The 22,746-nt window shown below is 40.6% G+C and carries 25 protein-coding genes; 9 read left to right on the top strand and 16 right to left on the bottom strand.

Annotation, left to right across the window (positions count from 1 at the left end; all coding sequences use genetic code 11):
- Positions 1-135 precede the first annotated feature (135 nt).
- From VIN08_RS15015 to VIN08_RS15000, 4 genes are all read right to left on the bottom strand, one after another.
- A complete protein-coding gene (locus VIN08_RS15015) occupies positions 136-516 on the bottom strand; it encodes a YybH family protein (RefSeq protein ID WP_331966733.1) in 381 nt (126 codons plus the stop codon).
- A 112-nt stretch (positions 517-628) separates the two neighbouring features.
- Positions 629-1,399 carry an isocitrate lyase/phosphoenolpyruvate mutase family protein gene (locus VIN08_RS15010; protein WP_331966731.1) on the bottom strand — a complete coding sequence of 257 codons (771 nt, stop codon included), beginning with the start codon at positions 1,397-1,399 and terminating at the stop codon, positions 629-631.
- A gap of 85 nt (positions 1,400-1,484) precedes the next feature.
- Positions 1,485-2,300 carry a helix-turn-helix transcriptional regulator gene (locus VIN08_RS15005; RefSeq protein WP_331966729.1) on the bottom strand — a complete coding sequence of 272 codons (816 nt, stop codon included), beginning with the start codon at positions 2,298-2,300 and terminating at the stop codon, positions 1,485-1,487.
- A 94-nt stretch (positions 2,301-2,394) separates the two neighbouring features.
- Positions 2,395-2,976: a Crp/Fnr family transcriptional regulator gene (locus tag VIN08_RS15000; RefSeq protein WP_331966727.1), complete on the bottom strand. Its 582-nt coding sequence runs from the start codon at positions 2,974-2,976 to the stop codon at positions 2,395-2,397.
- A 514-nt stretch (positions 2,977-3,490) separates the two neighbouring features.
- Here VIN08_RS15000 and VIN08_RS14995 point away from each other — a divergent pair.
- A complete protein-coding gene (locus VIN08_RS14995) occupies positions 3,491-3,931 on the top strand; it encodes a cold shock domain-containing protein (protein ID WP_331966726.1) in 441 nt (146 codons plus the stop codon).
- 293 nt (positions 3,932-4,224) lie between these two features.
- Here the strand turns inward: VIN08_RS14995 and VIN08_RS14990 are convergent, their stop codons facing one another.
- The 9 genes from VIN08_RS14990 to VIN08_RS14950 form a co-directional block, all read right to left on the bottom strand.
- Positions 4,225-4,416, bottom strand: coding sequence for a cold-shock protein (locus VIN08_RS14990; RefSeq protein WP_331966745.1), 192 nt, complete (start codon positions 4,414-4,416; stop codon positions 4,225-4,227).
- A gap of 189 nt (positions 4,417-4,605) precedes the next feature.
- Complete coding sequence (locus VIN08_RS14985; RefSeq protein WP_331966724.1) at positions 4,606-4,869, bottom strand: hypothetical protein; 264 nt, start codon at positions 4,867-4,869, stop codon at positions 4,606-4,608.
- Positions 4,870-4,902: 33 nt separating this feature from the next.
- Positions 4,903-5,259, bottom strand: a complete 357-nt coding sequence (locus VIN08_RS14980; protein WP_331966722.1) for a hypothetical protein — start codon at positions 5,257-5,259, stop codon at positions 4,903-4,905.
- Between the two features lie 35 nt (positions 5,260-5,294).
- Positions 5,295-6,158, bottom strand: coding sequence for an RNA polymerase sigma factor RpoD/SigA (locus tag VIN08_RS14975; RefSeq protein ID WP_331966721.1), 864 nt, complete (start codon positions 6,156-6,158; stop codon positions 5,295-5,297).
- A 59-nt stretch (positions 6,159-6,217) separates the two neighbouring features.
- Positions 6,218-7,312, bottom strand: coding sequence for an acyl-CoA desaturase (locus VIN08_RS14970; protein ID WP_331966719.1), 1,095 nt, complete (start codon positions 7,310-7,312; stop codon positions 6,218-6,220).
- Between the two features lie 73 nt (positions 7,313-7,385).
- A complete protein-coding gene (locus VIN08_RS14965) occupies positions 7,386-7,634 on the bottom strand; it encodes an RNA-binding protein (RefSeq protein ID WP_331966717.1) in 249 nt (82 codons plus the stop codon).
- Between the two features lie 485 nt (positions 7,635-8,119).
- The gene (locus tag VIN08_RS14960) at positions 8,120-8,350 is read right to left on the bottom strand and encodes a general stress protein CsbD (RefSeq protein WP_331966715.1); all 231 of its coding nucleotides are present in this window, start codon (positions 8,348-8,350) and stop codon (positions 8,120-8,122) included.
- Positions 8,351-8,450: 100 nt separating this feature from the next.
- Positions 8,451-9,011 carry a helix-turn-helix domain-containing protein gene (locus VIN08_RS14955; RefSeq protein ID WP_331966713.1) on the bottom strand — a complete coding sequence of 187 codons (561 nt, stop codon included), beginning with the start codon at positions 9,009-9,011 and terminating at the stop codon, positions 8,451-8,453.
- Positions 9,012-9,110: 99 nt separating this feature from the next.
- On the bottom strand, positions 9,111-10,181 hold the full coding sequence (locus VIN08_RS14950; protein ID WP_331966711.1) for an acyl-CoA desaturase: 1,071 nt from the start codon (positions 10,179-10,181) through the stop codon (positions 9,111-9,113).
- Positions 10,182-10,564: 383 nt separating this feature from the next.
- Between VIN08_RS14950 and VIN08_RS14945 the strand changes: the two genes are divergently transcribed.
- From VIN08_RS14945 to VIN08_RS14925, 5 genes are all read left to right on the top strand, one after another.
- Positions 10,565-11,080 carry a hypothetical protein gene (locus VIN08_RS14945; protein ID WP_331966709.1) on the top strand — a complete coding sequence of 172 codons (516 nt, stop codon included), beginning with the start codon at positions 10,565-10,567 and terminating at the stop codon, positions 11,078-11,080.
- Positions 11,081-11,228: 148 nt separating this feature from the next.
- Positions 11,229-11,426 carry a hypothetical protein gene (locus VIN08_RS14940; RefSeq protein ID WP_331966708.1) on the top strand — a complete coding sequence of 66 codons (198 nt, stop codon included), beginning with the start codon at positions 11,229-11,231 and terminating at the stop codon, positions 11,424-11,426.
- Between the two features lie 83 nt (positions 11,427-11,509).
- On the top strand, positions 11,510-11,698 hold the full coding sequence (locus VIN08_RS14935; protein WP_331966707.1) for a hypothetical protein: 189 nt from the start codon (positions 11,510-11,512) through the stop codon (positions 11,696-11,698).
- An 86-nt stretch (positions 11,699-11,784) separates the two neighbouring features.
- A complete protein-coding gene (locus VIN08_RS14930; protein WP_331966705.1) occupies positions 11,785-11,958 on the top strand; it encodes a hypothetical protein in 174 nt (57 codons plus the stop codon).
- A gap of 295 nt (positions 11,959-12,253) precedes the next feature.
- The gene (locus VIN08_RS14925) at positions 12,254-12,562 is read left to right on the top strand and encodes an RNA-binding protein (protein WP_331966703.1); all 309 of its coding nucleotides are present in this window, start codon (positions 12,254-12,256) and stop codon (positions 12,560-12,562) included.
- 230 nt (positions 12,563-12,792) lie between these two features.
- On the opposite strand, the gene VIN08_RS14920 is transcribed toward VIN08_RS14925, so the two are convergent.
- Positions 12,793-14,448, bottom strand: coding sequence for a HAMP domain-containing sensor histidine kinase (locus VIN08_RS14920; protein WP_331966701.1), 1,656 nt, complete (start codon positions 14,446-14,448; stop codon positions 12,793-12,795).
- Between the two features lie 729 nt (positions 14,449-15,177).
- Here VIN08_RS14920 and VIN08_RS14915 point away from each other — a divergent pair.
- The gene (locus VIN08_RS14915; protein ID WP_331966698.1) at positions 15,178-16,854 is read left to right on the top strand and encodes a c-type cytochrome; all 1,677 of its coding nucleotides are present in this window, start codon (positions 15,178-15,180) and stop codon (positions 16,852-16,854) included.
- A gap of 355 nt (positions 16,855-17,209) precedes the next feature.
- Here the strand turns inward: VIN08_RS14915 and VIN08_RS14910 are convergent, their stop codons facing one another.
- Entirely contained in the window at positions 17,210-18,130 is a 921-nt protein-coding gene (locus VIN08_RS14910; RefSeq protein WP_331966695.1) for a helix-turn-helix transcriptional regulator, read from the bottom strand.
- A gap of 56 nt (positions 18,131-18,186) precedes the next feature.
- Positions 18,187-19,029 (bottom strand): SDR family NAD(P)-dependent oxidoreductase, encoded by an 843-nt coding sequence (locus VIN08_RS14905; RefSeq protein ID WP_331966692.1) that lies wholly within the window; start codon positions 19,027-19,029, stop codon positions 18,187-18,189.
- An 825-nt stretch (positions 19,030-19,854) separates the two neighbouring features.
- On the opposite strand from VIN08_RS14905, the gene VIN08_RS14900 reads away from it, so the two are divergent.
- Positions 19,855-21,540 carry a GAF domain-containing protein gene (locus VIN08_RS14900; RefSeq protein ID WP_331966689.1) on the top strand — a complete coding sequence of 562 codons (1,686 nt, stop codon included), beginning with the start codon at positions 19,855-19,857 and terminating at the stop codon, positions 21,538-21,540.
- A gap of 216 nt (positions 21,541-21,756) precedes the next feature.
- Positions 21,757-22,713 (top strand): alpha/beta hydrolase, encoded by a 957-nt coding sequence (locus VIN08_RS14895; protein WP_331966686.1) that lies wholly within the window; start codon positions 21,757-21,759, stop codon positions 22,711-22,713.
- Positions 22,714-22,746 lie beyond the last annotated feature (33 nt).

Here is a 22,746-nt window from a genome sequence, read left to right as displayed (position 1 = left end):
TTTAGTTTTGGTCAGTCATATACTATATCGTAAGTATATATGTACACCAAATAAAGGACTGGATTGTTTAAGGGCATTTTTTCAAGAGGAGACTTTTGAGACGGCCTCATTTACTTCATTTTGTTACGAAATTCCTCAGGCAACAAGATCTTTTTCCGCACCAAATGCATGGTCGATTACGATCTTCCAGGTGCCATCGGCCTGTTGCTTCATCAACTCTATACCTTTGGCGCTGATCTTTACTTCGCTGCCATCGGTAATGTTCCATTCCGATCGCCCCACAGCAACGTTACCGGATTGAAGACAGTAAACGGTTTTGATCTCCATCTTTCCTTCAATCGCCAGAATAGCTTTTATAGCTTCTTCAAATTTCTCTTTGCCTGAAACAGGTTTACCGGGCTCAGGAACAATGATGCCCGTAACATCATACATGTTCATTACTGTCAATACATCTTTGGTGTTGAAAGCCGCTGCCAGTGCTGCATGCGCATCTTCCGCTCTTCTTGGTAAATTCATCTTTAAATATTTTTTATTGTTAATAGAACAAAGCTAAGTCGACCTGAAATCCTGAAATTGTATAAAACAGAACTGTTTATTTTTTCTTTAATAAGCAGAATACTATATATAGCTATTTGAAAAGTGCGGAGAAACTATTCTCGCTTGCTATAGATCGGAGGGCTTCATCCACTTTCTTGTTGGCATATATATGCACAAAAGGCCCCATGCTTATTCTCTTTACTCCCAATGAAGCCAGTTCCTTAAAGTCAGGAAGATCAGGCATGCACATAACATTTACAGGTAAATGTGTAGCCTTTACTACTTGCTCAATATCGTGCTTATCGGTGATGCATGGAACAAAGATTCCGTCAGCCCCGGCATTTTCGTAATGCCTGATTCGATCCAGTGTTTCTTGCAACGCGTTGGGCATTCCCAATAAGAATCCATCGGTTCGCACATTGATAAACAGGTTGATATTGTTACGGCTGAGGTAATCGGCTATAGCCGTAAGATCCTTTTGAAAGTCAGCAGCCGCACGTAACTGACGTGTTGCTCCCGGAATAGTATCTTCCAGATTTATACCCACCACACCTGCATCGTGCAGTTGTTCTATATTCGCAAGTATATCTTTTAACGATCGGCTATAGCCTGCTTCTATATCAACTGAAAATGGTATACGCACTACTTCCACCACTCTCCTGGCAAGTCGGAGCAATACTTCAAACGGCAACTGCTCACCGTCTTCGTATCCCAGCGATTTTGCAACGGCCTGGCTGGAGGTAGCTATAGCTTTATACTGACTTGCTTCAAACGCCTGGGCGCTGTTCACATCCCAGATATTGCCTAACAGAAGAGGTGTTGCCTGTTGATGTAGTTGAGAAAATACTTCAAATAAATTCATACTATTAAGTTTATGCGTGGATAATAATTTCTGTTCAAAATTATTACTGCAATAAACATAGTGATTGTATAAATCGGAACCGTTTCTACTGTTGTTGAAATACCTGGTTTACGGGAAATTTATTCTCCAGGTAAGCAGAGGGTGTAACGCTGGTAAATGACTTGAAATCTTTTATAAAGTGCGATTGATCAAAATAACCACAGTCGTAAGCAATAGAGGTCAGATTCTTTTCATTTCGCGCAATGAGTTTAAGGCTGCGCTGAAATCTGTTGATCTTATCAAATGATTTGGGTGAAAGACCGGTGTGCTGGTAAATTAATTTATGCAAATAACGTGTAGTGATACCGTGTCGCGAAGCAACGTGCTCTATATTATTTCCGGATACATCTTTCCGGATGCTGTTCAGTATATCGGCTACTTTATCAATCTTCAACGATCGCTTTTGAACTGCCTCTACTTTTTTCAGCAAAAAATTCTCCAATAAGGAAATTCGTTCGCTCAGTTCATCAGTCTCCAAAAGTAGTGCATGCAAATTTTTCACAGGGTTGCCGAGTATATCTGCGAGATCATATACCTGATCGTTGAATATACCTATCTCATCATTCAAAAAATACGCTGCCGAATGTGTATAGAACCGGATGCCAAGCATCTCATGTTTCCCTTTTGATTTTATGGCAAGCGGTCCGGTGATCTGTCCCCATAATTCAATCCGGGGAGTTTGGACAAACGTATCTCCAACAGACGATTCCCATATACCTTGTCCGAGATTAAACACCATCTCCATATACCCGCTCGGGAATACGATGTCATCAAATGCTATATCCTCATCAGACTTGAAAAGATAAAAGCAGGCCACATAGGGCTTCAGAATATTGGATGGTGCAATTTCACGAAACTCCATAGTATATTTCTTTTCGTAACGTTAAGATTATTGCTAGTGTTTCAGGTAAAGATCAAGAATAGCAAATTATTAAAAATTGACATTTGTCACTTTTTCACTTTCCGAGTCTGCTCATGGTTTCCCTGGATATACCGAGGTAGGCTGCGAGTACTTTCTTCGATAAGCGTTGGATCAGTTCAGGATATTCGGATAACAAAAGATCATATCGCTTGCCAGCATCCGAAGTAAGAAATGTTAAAAGTCTTCTCTGTTGCTTTACGAAACTGTCGTTGGCTTTCTTACGGAAAAAGTGTTCCATTTTATGTATCCCGGCACAAAGCTTCTCTCTGTTCCTGTACGAAAGGCAAAGCAATTCCGAATCTTCCCTGCAGGTAATCGTAAATATAGCTTCGGCCCTGTTGTAGAAAGCATTTTGATCAGTAATCCAGCAGTTCTCATTGGCAAACTGGATGATATGTTCACCACCATCATGATCAATAAATGTTGATATCAAAAGACCTTTCCTCGTCCAGTAAGTATATTTTACTTTATCGCCCGTTTGAATCAGGATTTCATGCTTCTTTAATTTCTTATAGGTAAAATACGCCAGTATCTGCTCAAATTCCTCATCGTTGATTTTGATAAAGCGCTCCAGGTGTCTTCGAAATTCAGGGAATGATTCGGGGCGTAATTTCATGATGCTCTTTGTCTTAAACGTGGTTTATCTCAAATATACTGAAGGTTAACTGGGCAATTTGCCTGGCTCTCTCCGTTTTCATTTATCATATTTAATGATCTCTGCCATTCGCGAGCCTCTCGCCCAAACGTTCTCCTCATCCGTTGGCATAAAGAAGTCTTTGCACAAAAACGATTCTTACATATATTATTCTTATCTTTACGGAGTTTTATCGATCTACTCATCTGATCTTAACAAGCTCCATCTAATAACTTCCGCACTCCCGATAAGTTATTCGAAGAAATTTAATAAGCCATTTCAACTCTAAAAAGGCTTTATTAAGCAATGAATAAAACGTTTTCCCGATCGGGTATAATGCTATGACGTACATTCTTTGTATCGATACAGTGCAGCAGCAACACTGATTATACTACGAACAAAGTTATTAAATGCCAACGCCCAGCCATTGGCAAAATAGTTACTTCACCGATCCAGCAATTTTATCTACGTAATAATAAACCGTAACACATACACTATGCACGGAACATTCAGCAAAAGAGAAAAAGAAAAAAAGAAACAACAAAAGCGAAAAGAAAAAGAAGAGCGCAGAGCTGAAAGAAAAGCGAACGCTAAACCAGGTCAGGCTCTCGAGGAGATGATGGCCTATGTAGATGAGAACGGCAATATATCATCAACACCTCCGGACCCACACCGAAAGCAAGTAGTAAAACGAGAAGACATCGTTCTGGGGTCACGAAATATAGGTGGCCTTACTGTAAACCCATTACGAAAAGGTCGCGTAAGTTATTTTAATGAAGCGAAAGGTTACGGATTCATCAAGGATCTCAACACACAGGAGAGCATTTTTGTACACGCAAATGCTTTAACCGTAGCAATAAAGGAGAGTGATATGGTATCATTTGAGACTGAAAATACAGTAAGAGGTTTAAATGCAACACAAGTAAAAAAAATATAGTATAGTCTGCGTGAACTCAGATGAAGGGTTCCAAGCATTTATTCGCAAGGAGATTATATATACTATCTTACTGTTCTGTGAAGCTCTCACACTAATAATTATCGATTTTCTCGCAGTAAAATCTATAAAGCTATTCTATATACTATAGCAGATATACTGTGTGATTGAACAATTTCTCTGAGCAGATTTATACCTCTTAATGCACTATAAATTTTAATAACAAGGGCTTGTCAGCTATAAAAAGAAAAGGCCTTCTTAATGGAAGGCCTTTCTTTCAATTTCAATCGCTCAGTTTAAACGCGTTTCACGTTAACGGCATTTAAGCCTTTCTTACCACGTTCAACTTCATATTCAACCTGGTCGTTCTCACGAATCTCATCGATAAGACCGGAAGAATGAACAAAAACATCGTCTTTAGCGTCATCGGGTTTAATGAATCCAAAACCTTTGGTTTCATTAAAGAATTTTACTGTTCCTTGCATAATTTTAAATAATAAATGATTGTATCAAGCTTTCAGATTTCCATGTTGATGATAATTACTCTGATCGCTTTTCCGAAACGGAAATGAGAGGGAATGATTATATTTTAACAGAATGAAATATTACTAAATCGCCTATAACTTAATACTTATACAAATATAGGTATAATTAATACCATATCCTTGTATTCATTGCTAAAAATTACTGCTGAAATTCTCACGCCACCAAAAGCTGAAGTTAGAGTGTGGATGATCGAGCGCAATTCTGTTGGCTAAATATGTTACTGCTTCTTCAATGGTAGTTCCCTGCAGCGGAGTTCGCTTTTCGTTTTCGTCTATCCTATAGAAGTAGCCGCCTTTTGCAAGCAGCGTAATTTCAATATGCAATTCGTTGCTATAACTATAGAGATGCTGCAATACTTCCCCAACGTAGCTCCGGTCAATTATCCTGTGTATCATACGTATAAATCATTTATGCTACATATTCGCACGTTAGGCATCCGGCAATTTAGTTACCTGGAGCTTAAATTGTTTGGTAAGCGTAAACTCATATATACCGGTATCCATCAATTCGCTGGCTTTCCGTGAGAGCGAAAGCATGTATAATAAATCCTGTGCGTTCGTTGACTGCTGAATGTTATTCAGCGCCTTTCCCTGGTATGCTTTCAACGTAAATGAATAACCATTCCGATCTTTGGGATTGAGTGCTTTAAACTCATGCGCTGATAGTCCGTATTCCTGCGGATTATCATGCGATGCCAGCATGAGCTTCAATATAGCCGGGCGGTATTTATTCCACAATGAAACATATACCTGGCTGGCAAACGTGCTGAAAATTTTAGATTCCATGTTAGATATAGATAGATTGAGAATTGTTATCCGATTCAGCCCAGAAAACTCTTTAGTGATTTACTGCGCGAAGTACTCCGTAACCTGCGTGTGGCTTTTTCTTTTATCTGCCTTACACGTTCACGCGTTAGTTTAAAGTGATCACCTATCTCTTCAAGCGTCATAGGCTTACTGCCATTCAAACCAAAGTAACAGGATATAACTTCTGCCTCGCGTACAGTCAGTGTAGATAGTGCACGCGACACTTCGAGTTTCAATGAATCGATCATCAACTCAGAGTCAGGCATTTCTTCATCTCGATTTTCCAGCACATCCAGTAACGTATTGTCTTCACCGTTTATAAAGGGTGCATCTACAGAGATATGGCGACCCGCTGTGCGCATGGAGGTCTCTACATCTTCCAGCGTTACATTCATAAATTCAGCCAGTTCGCCGGTAGAGGGCTCGCGCTCAAATTTTTGCTCGAGCAATGAAAATGTTTTTAGCACCTTGTTTAACGACCCCACTCTGTTAAGTGGCAGGCGTACGATTCGTGATTGCTCTGCCAGAGCCTGCAGTATTGCCTGACGAATCCACCACACGGCATACGAAATAAATTTAAAACCGCGTGTCTCATCAAAACGCATCGCTGCTTTGATAAGACCAACGTTGCCTTCGTTAATCAGATCGCCCAGCGTAAGTCCGTGATTCTGGTATTGCTTGGCAACCGACACAACAAACCTCAGGTTAGCCTTGGTAAGTTTTTCAAGTGCAGCCTGATCGCCCTGTCTTATTCGTTTAGCAAGATCAACTTCCACCTCTGCAGAAATTAAATCAACCTTTCCTATCTCCTGTAAATATTTGTCCAGGGATTGACTCTCCCGGTTTGTTATCTGCTTACTAATTTTTAGTTGTCGCATGGTGTTTATTAAAGTATAAAACTATAACCGGTTTACTATTCATAACGATATATGCCAGCTCACAGGGGCTTTACTCCTAACTGCCTGAGCAGCCTTGCATGACTATGTAAAGCTTCAGCAAACGTACGCGCACTTTTATAGGGCAAACCAAATTCAAGTGCTGTTTCCTTTACGATGCCCGCTATTTTTCGATAGTGTACATGACATATATTGGGGAACAGGTGATGTTCTATCTGGAAATTCAAACCACCCACGTACCACGAGAACCAACGGCTTTTGTTGCCAAAGTTGGTAGTGGTATACAATTGATGAACAGCCCAATTATTTTCAAGTGTATTGTGCTCATCAGGCAGCGGAAACTCCGTTCCTTCAATAACATGTGCCGGCTGGAAAATGATAGCCAGTATAAAGCCTGCTATATAGTGCATCATAACAATACCAACCATAATTACCCACCAGGGCAGAGAAGTAAAAAACAACGGGATAAAGAATATATAGCCCAGGTACATAAGCTTTGTCGTTACCAGAATAAACCATTCTCGTACAATGTTAGCGTTGTTGCGTTTTGCCAGACCATTTTTATGATATCGTATTATGCGGATAAAATCCTTTACAAACAGCCACACCAACGTCATCAGCCCGTAGAGAAACCACGCATATATAAATTGATATCGGTGAAAGCGCTTCCAGGTCGAATGAGGCGTGAGGCGCAATACACCTCTGGGACTTATGTCTTCATCTTCTTCATGTACGTTGGTAAAAGAGTGATGAAGTACATTATGCTGCATCTTCCAGTTAAAAGCATTTGCTCCAACCAGGTTGAGCGAATATCCCATGACGGTATTGATCCATTTTTTATTGGAGTATGCACCATGGTTTGCATCATGCATAACGGACAACCCTATTCCGGCTAGTCCAAAACTCATCATTACGGTTAATAGCAGAAGTAATCCACTGTTGGTAATGTTACCCGCTACCATGCAGGCATAGGGTATAAAATATAGCGAAAACATAAAGCATGTCTTTACCAGCATTTCAGTATTTCCGTGCCGGGCTATACCTTTTGTTTTAAAATAGTCATTTACTCTTTTATTCAGCGTATTCGAAAAATCGCGTTTTGTATTGGCAAATGTTATGGCTGTATAACTTGTCATTAATTACAATTGGGTATATATACTTTTATTTATGAGGAATATTTACCCCATATCATGATGTGGCCGATAATCGTTAGTTCATCTTAGGCCTTGCTTTTGAAACAAGAAGCTTAGTACCGAAGAAGCTGACCTGCGAAAGCCTTTTAATTGCTTCTATTGCTTCTCGATCGTCCTGCATATCAACAAACCCGAAGCCTTTAGATTCTCCGGTATATTTATCGGTAACGATTTTAACAGAAGTAATTTTACCAAATTCACTAAACAATGCTTTCAAGGCGTTTTCAGTAACGGTACGGCTAATGTTTGCCACAAATAGATTCATGGTGCTATGATTAAATGAATAATACGAAACTGAGACCTGTGTCTCTTCAATTGATAAAATCTGTAAGGAGGGAATAATCTTTCAGGAGAAAATAGCCTTCAGTGATTCAAGGAATTGAATAACAAAGGTACGTTAAATTATCCAATAAAGTTCAATTACCGGTTAAACCGGTCATTCCGTTGAAAAAAGGCATAATAATCGAGAAGCGATCATCGATTCAGTTATACTGCTCTGCTCAGATTTAAAGTATATATACAAAGTGCCTGAAAGAACAACACAGGCTATAACTATAACATTGAGAGATCAGATGATCAGTGGTCGTTTGGTTGTGCTATATCATAAAAAAACAGAACAATAAGTTCTGTTTTCTTCCGGTATATAGTCGGTGGGGTTAGGTCGATAAGTCAAACGGCAGGAGTTTGTGTTCCTGCCGCATGAAAATGTCAACTATAGATATATGCAGGAATGGAATAGATAAGAAGGATCTAATTTTGTTTCTCGGCAGACTGCGCTTTTGTTATCAGCTCGATCACTTCCTGACGACTTTTGTTCAGTTTTGTCTCCACTCTTTTCAAAAGTTCTTCTTCTTTGCCATCCTGAAATTCAAGGTCTGAATCCGATAATTGTGAAAATTCTTTTCGCAGCGCTTTTGCCTGTTCATTCCAGTTTCCGTCAATCTTAAAAGCAGCGCTTTCCTGTGTTTTTGTAGTTTCCATAATGTGTTGTTGTTAAATTGTTTTGCACAATAATTACCTGACAAAGGTGATGGAAACTATACTGTTCGCATTACACAATTAGAATACAGTATTACACATATCACACATTTTCAAGATTACCGCTACGCTTCTGTTTCAGCTTCTTGTAAAACGATGGTGACAGCCCTGTAACTTTCTTGAATTGATTTGATAAATGTGCTACACTGCTGTAGTGAAGTTTATAGGCTATCTCAGTCAGGTTCAGCTCATCATAGAGGAGTAATTCTTTTACTCTCTCAATCTTATTGAGAATAATAAACTGCTGGATTGTTATACCTTTCACTTCTGAAAATATATTGGCCAGATAAGTATAATCGTAATTGAGTTTCTCGCTGATATAGTCGGAGTAATTTGTTTTGGGCAACACATCGGTATAGTGAATCATTTCCGTTATTACATTCTTGATTTTCTCTATGAGAATGCTCCGCTTGTCGTCCAGCAGTTCCAATCCTGACTTGAGCAGATTTATTTTTAATTGCTCATGTTGTTGTTGAGTCATATTCTCTGCAAGCTCCGCTACGCCCAGGTCTATCATCGTATAGTGCAATCCCAGTTTATCAAATTCATCACGCACCATCATTTTACATCGCTGGCTCACCATATATTTAATGTATAATCTCATCGTGCTTGTTTCTATATAAATAGTATTGTGTAACAAATGCCTCGTGCGTGCCCGGTAAAATATACAACATTATAGTTGATACCCAGGCCTGCGTCATCATCAGGCATTACCCAGTCTGCGCAAATAGAGGATATGAGAGGCAATGGCTTTTGCCATAGACGAATATTCGTGATATATAATATTCGATTCGCGGCAGGCTTCCTTTACCAGGATGCTAATTTTAGGATAGTGTATATGGCTTATGCGGGGAAATAAGTGATGTTCGATCTGAAAGTTTAGTCCGCCCAGTAACCAGTACAGCTGTTTGTTTGAGGTGGCAAAATTTGCTGTAGACCTGATTTGATGAATGGCCCACTCCTGCCGGCTTTGCTGATCTTGCATGCCCGCTGAATGAAACTGTGTACCTTCTACCACATGTGCCAGTTGAAATACTATACTGATCGCTATACCACAGGTAAAAGTAATGAGGAGAAAACCAATGAGCCAGGGCAACCAGCCTATCATGATAATCGGTGTTACCATATACACGGAAATGTACATAAACTTGGTAACCCAAAATATGATATGCTCTTTCAGAGTAAGTTTTTTGCGGACTGCATGTACGGCTACTTTGCCGCTTATATATTTCTGAAAGTCTTCGTAAAATATCCATACCAGATATGAAATGCTATATAATACTACCCAGTAAATGTGTTGATAACGATGATAAGAACGCAAAGGCTGATCTTTATGTAAACGCATAAAAGGTTTTACATCAATATCAGAATCCATTCCGTCTACATTGGTATAGGTATGATGATTGATATTATGTTTTATTTTCCAGTAATATGAGATACCTCCCAGCACATTGAGAAAATACGATGATACATTGTTTAACCAGGTATATCGCGAAAAGCTCTGATGTCCGCCCTCATGCATTACATTAAAACCGATAATGGCTAAATTAAGCCCCAGGATCAGGCACAGAAGTATAGCGATGAAAGTATGCGGTGTAAAGAAGACGAGCCATATATACAGCCCTGCAGCAGCAAGCACTTGCATAATACTCTTTCCGTAGAGTTTACCATTGCCGGCCGGGTTAAGATTATGTTCAGCAAAGTAATTATCTACTTTTTGCTTGAGCAGCTTAAAGAATAAATTCTGACTTGTATCAAAAGTATATTTTAACATGTTGGAGGGTTACTAGAGGGTAACATAGAATCCTGTATCAATCGTTCCTTAATATAAATCAGAAATGTAGCGTTTATTATGCTGGTAAAGGTATCTTTATACTATTCATCCGGAAATGCTTCGGAGTTGACAGAATCTGTATTCGTATGATTCTGATATTTCCATTGCCCGTGCTGTGTCGCGTTCGCTTTGTCATATCCTCAACTTTCTCAGCTTTTATATTAGGCACTCTCATTATTTACATGAAGTCTGTGATGATCCATTGCAGACTTTACCATTAACTCTGTACCATGAGTAACTCGTTCATTATTACGGCTGGCCTTTTTCTTATACTAATTGCAGTTGTTCTTTCGGGATTTTGGCTGCTTTATAATCACTATTATGTGAAGCGCAAATTCCGCGCGCTGGCCGATCGCAAGTATGATATACTCAAGCCAGTCATGCAAAAGATTGCCTCGCATAAAATGGTTAAAGGCGCGGAGATTATAGCCTTAATGCAAGATATATCGCTACGCTATTTAGTATACCTCATGCTGCGCGAGCATAATCGGGAAGATCTTTTCCCTTCGGAATATTATACCTGTGAAAAAGGAGCGGAAAGTTTTCTGGCAAACTGGCTGGAGTTTCCGACCGAACTTGGTACTGTACCTGATGAAATCGAACTGGTAAAAAATGTTTCTATTGGCGAGTTGACTTACTATGTTTTTAAATATAGAACGAAGGCACCACACTGGGCAGCAAGCAATAACTGGATGCTGGGAGTATCAGGTCCTTACGCAATCGAAACACTTCCTTATGATATTCCGCGCAGAGTATTCAGCCGGTTTAATACTTTAGAGAGTATATCACCTGAAGAGGAGGCTCAATGGGTGCATGAACATGTTCGCCAGGATAACTGACCATTTACTGCCAGTATATAGCCAAAAATATTTAAACATGCGAGACTAATGTGCCAATAGTGTGAATCATGTAACTCTTTCACTTTTTCCTGTAAGACAATTCTCTCCAAAAAGCACCACCTTGCTACTTGATTAAGTATAACACATTATGATAGCAACACAATCTTCACAAAAGGCAAATTCCAAATGGGAAGCGCAGAAGATGAAGCTTAAAAAGCAATTCCCGAAATTATCGGATGCTGATCTGGATTTTGATGAAATCAAAAAAACAGAAATGCTGGCGGCACTGGAGTTTAAATTATCTATACCTTCAGAAGAACTTCGGATCATTATAGAAACACTGTAAATGATCGGCTGAAAGCACCGCTGGCGAAATCCTGCGGTGCTGTTTTAGTATTTTATATATCTCTTATTTATTTACCGCACTGTATGAGTTCCAGAACTAATGATGATCACCTGTATCCGGAAGGAGCGCTTGTTACTGCTAAAGTAAACCCTTCGGTACAACTGGTTATTGTAAAATATCTGCAACGCATTTATTACTGTGCCGTTGTAGGTAATGAGCACGCAAAGCAACAAGCTTACTTTGAAAGAGAACTTACACTCACCAATCCGTAAACGCCATACGGCAAATCAAGGAAGCAGTAAAAAAAATTCATTGCCGGGCGGAAGTCTATCAGAATAAACATACTTGAAAAAAAACTATGAAAAAGAACATAATAGGAATATCAATCGATGCGGTTATAAAGAAACTCACTCTGCAAATAGATGCGTTGCTTTTGTCCAATTATAGTGCTTCGCGTGAAAGCTTCACCTGCGTTCGCAACGAAGTTGAACTGGTAAAACGCGCTCCATGGCTGGTGGTGATGAATAAATAAGAGGCAACATCTATATATCAACAAGTATACGTTATCTAGACTTTACTACCCGGACGTTGTGCCGGGCTTCAGTCTGTTTGCTGACATATCCATGCCGTAAATAGGTTTACAGATTTATTATACTACCTTTGCATTATCAATTGCGGATTCTTTTAATTCACCCCATTTTCTTCTCTATAGAATTCGGAGTCTCTTAATCCTCTCCTCAACTGGGTTAATATCTTAGGATATATTGAAGTATATAGTAATGCTTCGTTCTACATAGTATAAAATTACATTTAACTTTTTTTTAATCATGAACATTTATGTATCCAACATTCCTTTCAAGGCAACGGACAATGAATTGAGAGAATTATTCGAACAGTACGGTGAAGTAACATCTGCAAAAATTATTCTCGACAAAATAACGCAACGCAGTCGTGGCTTTGGGTTTATTGAGATGCCTGACACGGCTTCTGCTCAACAGGCTATAACCGAGCTGAACAATTTCACCTTTCTGGGTAAAGATTTATCCGTGAATGAAGCACGACCTAAAACAGATTCTCCAAGTGGTGGTGGATACGGGAATCGTTCCGGTGGCAGTAGCTTTAAGAAACGGTGGTAAGCAAAAAAGTTTGTTGTGGTTTATAGCCGGGGTGGTTTTCAACAAACCTCTCCGGTGTTTTTTCTATTCATCTCATAGTACTGGTCTTAATAGCTGTACATGCCTATATATACCTGATACTTTTCAAATACACTTTTATTATTCCCATACTTCAGGAGGCTAACTATAGTTACTTACATTACGAAGTAGAAAAGTAAACTTCTCGACTGTACTGGCTTTGTCTTATTTAGTTATACAGAAGCATGAGCTTGATGTTCCGGTGCACTAAACACGATACCAAATACTGAGCCTTTGCCGTACTCCGATCGAACAGTTATCTGTGCACCAAGAGTTTTTGCTGCTTCCATAGCAATGTATAGCCCCAGGCCAGATCCATTGGAGCTTTCGGTAGCCCGAAAGAACATGTCGAATATTTTAGATTGCAGCTCCGGTCTTATCCCTTCTCCATTGTCTTCGATAAAAAGCGTTAGCTGACTATGATTATACCCGGTATAGAACTTCACAAAAGATGCTTCGTTCTGTCTCCTGAACTTGACAGCGTTGCTAAAAAGATTTTGCAAGATGATCTTTAATCGTCTTCTGTCGCTAACAATGATCTCAGGTTCTATCGTATCATGATGGATGTTTATCTCATTGACCCCATCTATATATTGAAGATCTTTCACCACCTCCTCCCACAACTCTTTTAAATTCACTTGCTCAAGGGCAATCTCCAGTCTTTTATTTTGTGAGTAGTCCAGCACTTCGCTGACAAAGGCTTCCAGTTTACGCACACTTTTTTCAATCAGGTTGAAGTGTATACGATGATCACTAAGATGATCGGTGAGGCGACTGATGTTAACCAGACCTAATATGGATTTCAACGGAGCGCTCAGATCATGCGACACACTATATACAAACCGGTCAAGTTCGGTATTGATTACATTCAGTTTCTTGTTCTGATCACTGAGTTGGAGTTCGCTAAAACGCATATCCGAAACCAGGCGACCAATGATGATGCTGAATACATACAATAGCGCAGTTCCCAGTTGTGTCTTTAACATGTTGGAAGCCAGGAAATGTCCTGGTAAAAAATCATCATACGTGGCTGCGGGAATCACATAGGTAATTAATAAAATATAGGAGTTGAGCATGATCGTGGGACCAAATCCAAAACGCATCGCTATATAAAGTGATAGGATTCCATTGAGAAACCAGTAGTCGGTAAAACCGAGAAAACGATTGACCAGATAGGCTGCAATGCCTGCGCAAATTAACTCGACCCATTGTTGTCTGGAACCCTTTATTTCATCCAGGGGTATATCTTCCTTCTGCTCTTCATCCAATAACCATCCATGCCGGGCCATCAGTTTAGTAAAGAAGTAGAGAAAGGGAATTGACACACAGAAGGTGGAAATGAAATCGCCAAATCCGGTGGTGATAAACAAGTTCCAATAATTATCAGACGGCGTATCGCCTGCTAAATAAAAAACAGATTCAAGAATGAATTTGTAAGGAACAAGAGGCACAAGAATACCTATCAGAAGAAAGGAAACAACTTGTCGTGTATTGGGGAGACATACTTTTCCTGAAAAGATTTTTACAAAAAAGAACCACGACAACAAAACGAAGATGACTTCGGGTAAACCATAGATCGGCCACAAGGCCATCCGATCAAGCCCCCACAGCCCGGCACAGCAGACAGCGTTTAAATAAAAAGCAGGCAGTACACGGAGCCCCCACCAGTAAGTAAGTGTCAATGCAAAGGGAATAGGAAAATAGAACAAAGCAGTTCCTGTAGTAATCTTCGCTTCCAGTGACATAACTGTACCCAGAAAAAAGATCGGGAGAGGAGCCACCCATGTCCACCAGGGCAACGTTTTTCGGTAAGGCGCTGATAAAGCCACGAGTCTTTAACGTTTAAGAAAACCATGTTACAAAAGTTATCACGGTTTTCAAAATAAAGAGCAGTCAACAGAGCGCTTTATTGTCGGGCTATTATCGTTTATCCATCCTGTTACAATGCTACACGCATCGCAACGTCTGATCGTTAATAGAATACAGGTCCACCCAATATATACTATATATTACTTTATTGCTGAGCATTAAACTATATATGACACCATACATATATATAATTACCAGCTTGAATGTACATCAGCGCAGGTATTATGGGTTGGCCGCTTTACAGAACACAAATTATCATGGCCATTTGTTATTCTTCAACCCAGTGAGTCGTCTATAAAATTGTACCGGTGGCCTTCTCGTTTTTTAAAAACTAGGTAGAGGTCGTTCATGCGAGTACCGTTTACCGATACACGATGTGGAACCAGGACACTTTTGTTCATCATCGCGATGGCTCATTCGAGGGTTGTCTAAATCTGTTTGCGCGATCAAAAAGACCGTCAGCAGAAGGATGTTAAGATATCATTCGCTACATTGAATTAGCTCCTCCTATCATAAAATTTCGATACTTCGAGTATTTGAAGAGCTGAGGTTCATTTCTAATATTTTAATTTATGAAAACAAAAAGTTCATCAGACTAAGAAGGAAAGGCTGAAACTTTACTGAGCGAAAATCATTTATGTTCTCGTCTTTCCTAAAAATCGGATGTATCCTGTAAACTGAAATAAATTATGAAGCTATTAGTACGATTTTCATCGCTGGCATTGATTGTATTTTTTGCAGCATGCAGCAAATCAAAGATTGAGAATTTACTTCCTGATAAAGACAATGGAGGGATTACACTCCCGGAGAAATTCGGAGCGGTTGTAGTAGTAGATTCTATTGGAAGGGGAAGGCACATGGCCATTAATTCCAATGGAGATATATACCTGCATCTGAGTAAGCTCGCCCTGGGTGGCAAAGGAATTATTGCCTTGCGGGATACATCGGGTGATGGACATGCTGATATCATCAAAGGATATTCAGATATAACCGGCACTGGAATAGAACTGCATAATGGCTATTTGTATTATGCCGATGAAACGCATGTGTTCCGAAGCAAGATGACGGATGGAGAATTACTACCAGCCGAAGCGCTCGACACTATAGTAACAATGGTGGAAGGCGTTGGTCACATGGCTAAAACATTTACATTCGATGACAAGGGAGGTATGTACGTAAACATCGGCTCAACAAGCAATTGCTGTGAGACAACACTACGAATGCCACACACAGCTGGCGATAGCCCATGCGTAGAACTGGAGACTCGTGCCGGTATATGGAAGTTTGATGACAACACGCCCGGACAAAAGCAAGATCTTAAATATCGTTATGCGACAGGTATAAGAAATGCAGTTGCACTTACCTGGAATTATGACGTTGGTAAATTGTATGCTCTTCAGCATGGAAGAGATGATCTTCACCGTTATTGGCCCGAGTACTATACGGAAGATCAAAATGTAGAACTCCCGTCTGAAATATTCTTTGATCTCGAGCAAGGTGATGATATGGGTTGGCCTTACTACTACTACGATCACATCCAGAATAAAAAACTTCTGAACCCGGAGTATGGCGGAGATGGAGTAAAGACTGACGGTAGCGAGAAAGCCAAGACACCCTTGTTAGGTTTTCCGGGACACTGGGCTCCTAATGATGTATTGATTTATAAAGGTGATCTCTTCCCTGAGAAGTACAAGCATGGAGCCTTCATTGCTTTTCACGGAAGCTGGAACCGACTTGGTCATGAGCAGCAAGGTTTCAAAGTAGTATTCGTGCCAATGAAAGATGGAAAACCTTCGGGCCAATACGAAGTTTTTGCCGATGGATTTATAGGGCCGCAGCCTATTACCAATCCCGGTAATGCTTTCTTCAGGCCATGTGGATTAGCCGAAGGACCGGACGGATCTCTTTACATTTCTGATTCACAACACGGACGTATCTGGCGTATTGTATATTACAAGGATGGCATTACAAAAACTTCCGATCGTACATTGTATCAACCTGAAGTTAAGAAGGAAGAAGAGTCTGTTCCGGATGAGCTCGTTGCCGGACGAACAGTTTATAATACATATTGTGCCCCCTGCCACCAGCGCGATGGAAAAGGTGCGCCCGGAATGAATCCTCCCCTAGCGGGAATCAATATTGTTACCGGAAATAAAACGGAGTTGATCAACATTATTCTGAAAGGATTCGACAAGCCAACGAAGATCAATGGTGAATCTTATCAAAATGTAATGCCTCCACACAGTTGGCTCACCGACCAACAGATTGCCGATGTACTAACCTATATTCGCAAATCGTGGGGCAACAATGCTGATAATGTTAAGCTGGATGAAGTGGCAAAAGTAAGAGGTGCTGCAGTTCAATAGTTTATATACTTCATAAACACTTTGAAAATCTTATCTCCTGCTTATATGATGGAGTAAATTGTGGTTGCAAGGTAGCACCACGAAAAAAACTATAGTCAATTTCTCCGGAGTTCCGTTATCACGAACTTCGGAGAAAGCTTTAGCATCTTTAGCCCGGAAAGTCATTTAGAATCTGACACTACAACTCTTTGGGTTTCTGATACGACACTTTACTTTCAACCTATTTCCTCGTCCAGGTATATATACCTGTATATGGTAGCAGCCAGCCCAATACAAAATTGGAGGGTGCGCAAAAATTTAGACCTGAAGAGAAATTAATTTGTGAACATATAACACAAAACACAAAAAGATTCATTCAGTTAAAAGAGCGTCTGAATTCCAATGGAGACAGTTTGGTTTTGGTTTTGAATAGCTTACTGAATGATTGCGGATGTTCGAAACCCAGTGCGTAAGCTACTTCACTCACCGATAACGAAGTGGTGGAAAGTTTTTCTTTTGCCTTTTCAATCAGTTTATCATGGATGTGCTGCTGCGCATTTTGGCCAGTCAGTATCCGCAGCATATCACTTAAGTAGCTGGGAGACAAATGCAGGTTTTCGGCAAGATACTGAACGGTTGGGATGCCGTTGCTAAGGGAATGTTCGCTATTGAAGTAACTGTTCAACAGGTCTTCCAATCGTTGCAAAAGATCGTGACTCACCGTCTTACGAGTAATGAATTGGCGCCTATAGAAACGGTTAGCGTAGGTCAGCAACAATTCAATCTGAGATATAATCACGTCATGGCTAAAGTCATCAATCCGGCCATTGAGTTCCTCTTCCATGATTCGGAAAATAGAAATGATAGTGGCTTTTTCATTTTCAGAAAGGTGCAGCGTTTCGTTAGTAGCATAAGAAAAGAAACCGTACTGACTAATCTTTTTAGACACGGGATAACCTAAAAAGAAATCCGGATGGATCAGCAAGGTATACTCAGAACATACGGTTCTCTCGTCTTCACCGCTGCCCATGATCTGACCGGGTGAAGCGAACAGTAAACCTCCTTCATCGAAATCATAATAACCCTGACCATATTTTAGCTTACCAGCAAGTTTGGGCTTATACGAAATCTTAAAAAATCCCAATACATGATGCCCTGACGGTGGGTGTACTTCCGACCAGGGAGGAGCCCCGTTTAGCAGACTGATCAATGGGTGTTTAGGTTGAGGGAGACCAAAGGCCCGATGGGCATCGGACAGCGTCTCAAATTTCTGCAGGGTTTTCTCGTCTTTTTTCATTCAAAACAAATCTAGACATAACCGGTAACCATGAATATACCGGTTATGTTCAGTTCTTATTTAATTACTCCTTGAGCTGAGCTTGAAACCGCGTCCCACTTTTCCCAAAGCGCCAGACGTTCTTCATAAGCAGTGCGTACCCAGGGCAGATTTTGACTGCCTAAATTGAACCTTAACGGTGGATTTTCTATATCTACTATCTGAAAGAGCGCTTGTGGTGTAGCCTTCGGATCGCCTCTTTCTATATCTCTTAACCTGGCGAAAAATTGCGTTTTAAAGTCCGAGTATATTTCCATACCGGCAGCAAATTTTAAAGAATCCTGGCTGCCAAATTCCGTAGCGTAAGCACCCGGCTCGACAATGGTTACTTTGACCCCAAAGTCTTTAACCTCTAAAGCCAAGCTTTCGTGAATAGCTTCAAATGCCCATTTTGATGAGCAGTAGTAGCCGATTACTGGTAGTGTAACATGCCCAAGGTTGCTGGAAATACCCAGGATGTGTCCGCCACCTTGTTTCCGAAGCAACGGTAACGCAGCCTGAATAACAGCAAGTGCCCCGAAAATGTTGGTTTCATACATCGCTTTAACATCTTCCGCACTAGCCTCCTCAATCGTGCCTACCAGTGAATACCCGGCATTGTTCAGCACAATGTCCAACCTTCCAAAATGAGCATGCGCCTGGGTAATGGCTGCTCCTGCCTGCCCGGGCTTGGTTACATCCAGCTCCAGGGTCAATACACTTTCGCCATACTTTTCCCTAAGTCCGGCTAAACTGTCTGCATTGCGTGCGGTCGCTGCGACTCTGTCGCCACGCTCCAGGGCGGCTTCCGCCCAAACGCGTCCAAAACCGCGCGAAGCACCGGTGATGAACCAAACTTTACTTTTCATTTTATTTTCCATGTTCCTGATCTTTTCAATTATTGATGAAGCAAAGGTCAGGAAGCACCGTTGAGTATAAGTAGGCTAATCGAGGACTTTTGTAGTTTAATTGAGGATTTTTGTAATGCCTATGTCATCCAGCATGGTTGATCTGCCTATTGAAAACTCCGGACAGTCTATAGGAACAGCCATGACGTAAATTATGAATTGTAATAGTTGCGCATTGCTAATACTTCATAAGGCGCTACTCGTAAACTTACCCTCTAAATTGCCGGAAGGATCAAATTGATCATTATAGCTTACAGCAAGCTTATCACTATATTACCCATTAACTCGCTACGCGCAATGTACCTCTTCAGCGATATCGTGACGATTCATATAGATTGAATACATTAGTAATCCCAGTCTAACTCTTTTGTATTCACCTACAAACAAATTCATGTTCATTGAAGAAGCACCTGCATAATAAATCCCACTTCACGGCACAAAAAGTCTAAGCTGCAAATCGGATTTATATAACAACTCCTGAAGCTTTTTAACACCGCTCATTTATAACTCAAAAAGTGACATCGTTGATCGCATCACAAAAGAATACCTCCATTGTAAAAATAAAACTTTTAGACCATCTGATACTATATATACCCTATATATAGACTCTACGCTCAGTACCTATACCGACAAAAAATTCAGTAAACATTATTTTTTGAATAGGTATTTAACCGGACAGTCCTTTATGGGACCTGATTTTACTTTTGTATTACAGGAGCTTTAAGCCTTGCTAAAATCGGTTCAGCAAGATGATATATACATATCAATCAGCGGATCCCTATAACTATTGAAACTTTTATGAACCTGTCAACACTTATCCGGAAGAACAGTATTGTTATTGCAGTCGGAGTAATTCTCGTACTGCTCATCATGAATTCAATGTTTACCTATCGCAACAAAACCGTTATTAAAAAGTCTGATGTTGTAATGCGTGAATGTGAAGAGATCAACTTTCAGTGTAGTCAGTTAGTAGCAGAACTGCTCCACAATATCGATTTAGGTATACGCGGCTATGCCGTTACCAAAAGTGACACTTTGTTTGGTCCGGCCGCGGCTGCGATAGAAGCTATTGATGAGCGGTTCGACAACATCAAGCGAAAGCTTCAGGCGCAGAACTATGATATTGATCCGCTCGATAAACTACGCGAGACCTACCACGGCTACGCGGATTTCGTTCTCGAAATGAAGCAACATGCAAAAGTCGACAGCATCCATACGTATAGTAAGATGCTTAAACAAAACAGAGGTCAAGATGTGTTTATGCATTGGTCTGACGTGTGCTTGAAGATAATCAGTTTCGAAGATAATCTGAAGGACGTGGCCAGATCAGAATATGAATCTGCCATAAACAACAACCTATACCTGCAATTACTTACATTGTTGATCGGGCTGCCAACGCTAGGATACGTTATTCACAAGATACGAAACGATGACCGTGAACGACGCGCACTACTTCAACAACTCGAAGAAAATAATCGTAAGTATATATTCAACCCGGGTACACCGCTGGTTCTCAACGATCCGAAGCAGGTGATTCACGACTCCATTGTAAATCTTCAGCAGGCCAGTGCATTTATAGAAAATATATCAGAAGGTAAATATACAGTGGAATGGAGCGGACTGGACAATAGCAACAAAACACTAAACGAAACGAATCTTGCCGGCCGACTCAACAATATGCGGGACCAACTGAAGCTTCTGAAACGTGATGAAGAACGCAGGTTGTGGACGAATGAAGGTCTTACCAAATTCTCCGAGGCAGTCCGGAATAATCAGAACAATCTGACGGAGCTATCAAGCGAAGTGATTCGCTTTGTTACACGATATGTAGGAGCACAACAAGGTGGTTTATTTGTATTGAGACAAGATGAAACCAGTTCATTCCTGGAACTTACCGCTTGTTATGCATACGACCGTAAGAAGTTTGTTGAACGCAGAATAGATATCGGTGTGGGATTAGTTGGTCAGACATACCTCGAGGGGCAAACAACAATGCTTACCAAGTTACCACAAGGATATACCTATATAACATCCGGCATGGGAGAAACTACACCGGGATGCGTAGTGATTGTTCCAATGAAATATAACGATCAGATAGAAGCTATCATTGAAATTGCTAGTCTGGAAAAATTTGAGAACCACCACATTGCGTTCCTGGAAAAAGCTGGTGAATTTGTAGCATCAGCGTTGCAAAGCGCACGTACAACAGAAAAGATGCAAGAACTTTTGGTAACGTCTCAACAACAGACCGAAGAGATTCGTGCTAATGAAGAAGAAATGCGACAGAATCTGGAAGAGCTGCAAGCCACTCAGGAAGCTATGGTTCGCAAACAGCAAGAAGTCGATCGCATACAGGAAGAGGAGAATGAACGAGCACGAAAACTGGCAGAAGCCAACCGCCAAACTGCAGACCTGATTGCTCAAAAGTTGAAAGCTGCTGAAGAAGAGATTGCAAGGCTGAAGTCAGAAAGTAATTATCGATAGTATACACGGCAAAAAAAATTATATCTCACATTGAGCAGCTTGGTCGGCAATGGTTTTTATAGGGTATAGTAACCCATTCGATCCAGGACTGCTCATCTTTTTTACCATACTGTCGGGCAAAAATTTTTTATATACCTTTTCCACCCTCTTATAATACTTTTTATACAGTTCCCTTGTATTACTATTAGGTACTTTACAAGCCAAATGTATAAACGCATGGTTAAACTCCAGACTGAGAATTGTAAGAGCCTATTCAATATAGGGGCAACCGCCTGCAGCGGTTTACAGCACAACACTATAGCAAAATGTGTGGTGCTCCTGTTTTTTACTTGGCTTGCCTGCGCAAAGGCAAATGCACAGAATATCCCCAATCATGCACCAAAAGGTTTTGATTCCCTGCGCGCAGCCATACCGCATGGAAAGATTGACACTATATATTACTATTCAAAAACGGTAGGCGTTAAGCGCAGGGCGTTGGTATATACCCCTCCCGGATTTACACAGACAAAAAAATACCCGGTCTTATATCTTTTGCATGGCCTCGCGGGTACTGATAAAGAATGGGCATACGCTGCACCACCTCAAATTATCCTGGATAATCTTTACGCTGAAAAAAAGGCAGAGCCAATGGTGATTGTGATGCCCAACGGTCGTGCCATGAAAAACGACCAACCAACGGGAGATATCTTTGACAGTGTTAAAGTAAAAGCCTTTTCAACTTTTGAAAGAGACTTGCTCGATGATCTCATTCCATTCATTGAACACAGCTATCCGGTATATACACAGCACCACTACAGGGCTATAGCTGGACTGTCTATGGGTGGCGGACAGGCATTGAACTTCGGATTGGGTAACCTGAATAAGTTCGCGTACGTTGCCGGCTTCGCTCCTGCCCCCAATACAAAAATGCCCGAAGTGCTGGTGCCTGATCTTCAAAAAGTCAAGAAGCTAAAATTACTTTGGATATCCTGTGGTGTCGATGACCATTTAATTTGGGTTAGTGAACGAACACATGATTTTCTGGCAACCAACAACATTCCTCATATATACTATACCGAACCGGGTGCACATGATTTCAATGTTTGGAGAAATGACCTGTATATCCTCGCACAGTTATTATTCAAACCGGTTAGCAAGTCTGTATATGATCAACTTAACAAGCCATACCGTTAGATCAGTCTACTCCGAAACTTAACAAAGGCACAT

Source organism: Ohtaekwangia sp., from assembly GCF_036568665.1.
In the GTDB taxonomy this organism is placed as follows: domain Bacteria; phylum Bacteroidota; class Bacteroidia; order Cytophagales; family Cyclobacteriaceae; genus Ohtaekwangia.
This window is presented reverse-complemented; position numbering and strand designations above follow the sequence as displayed.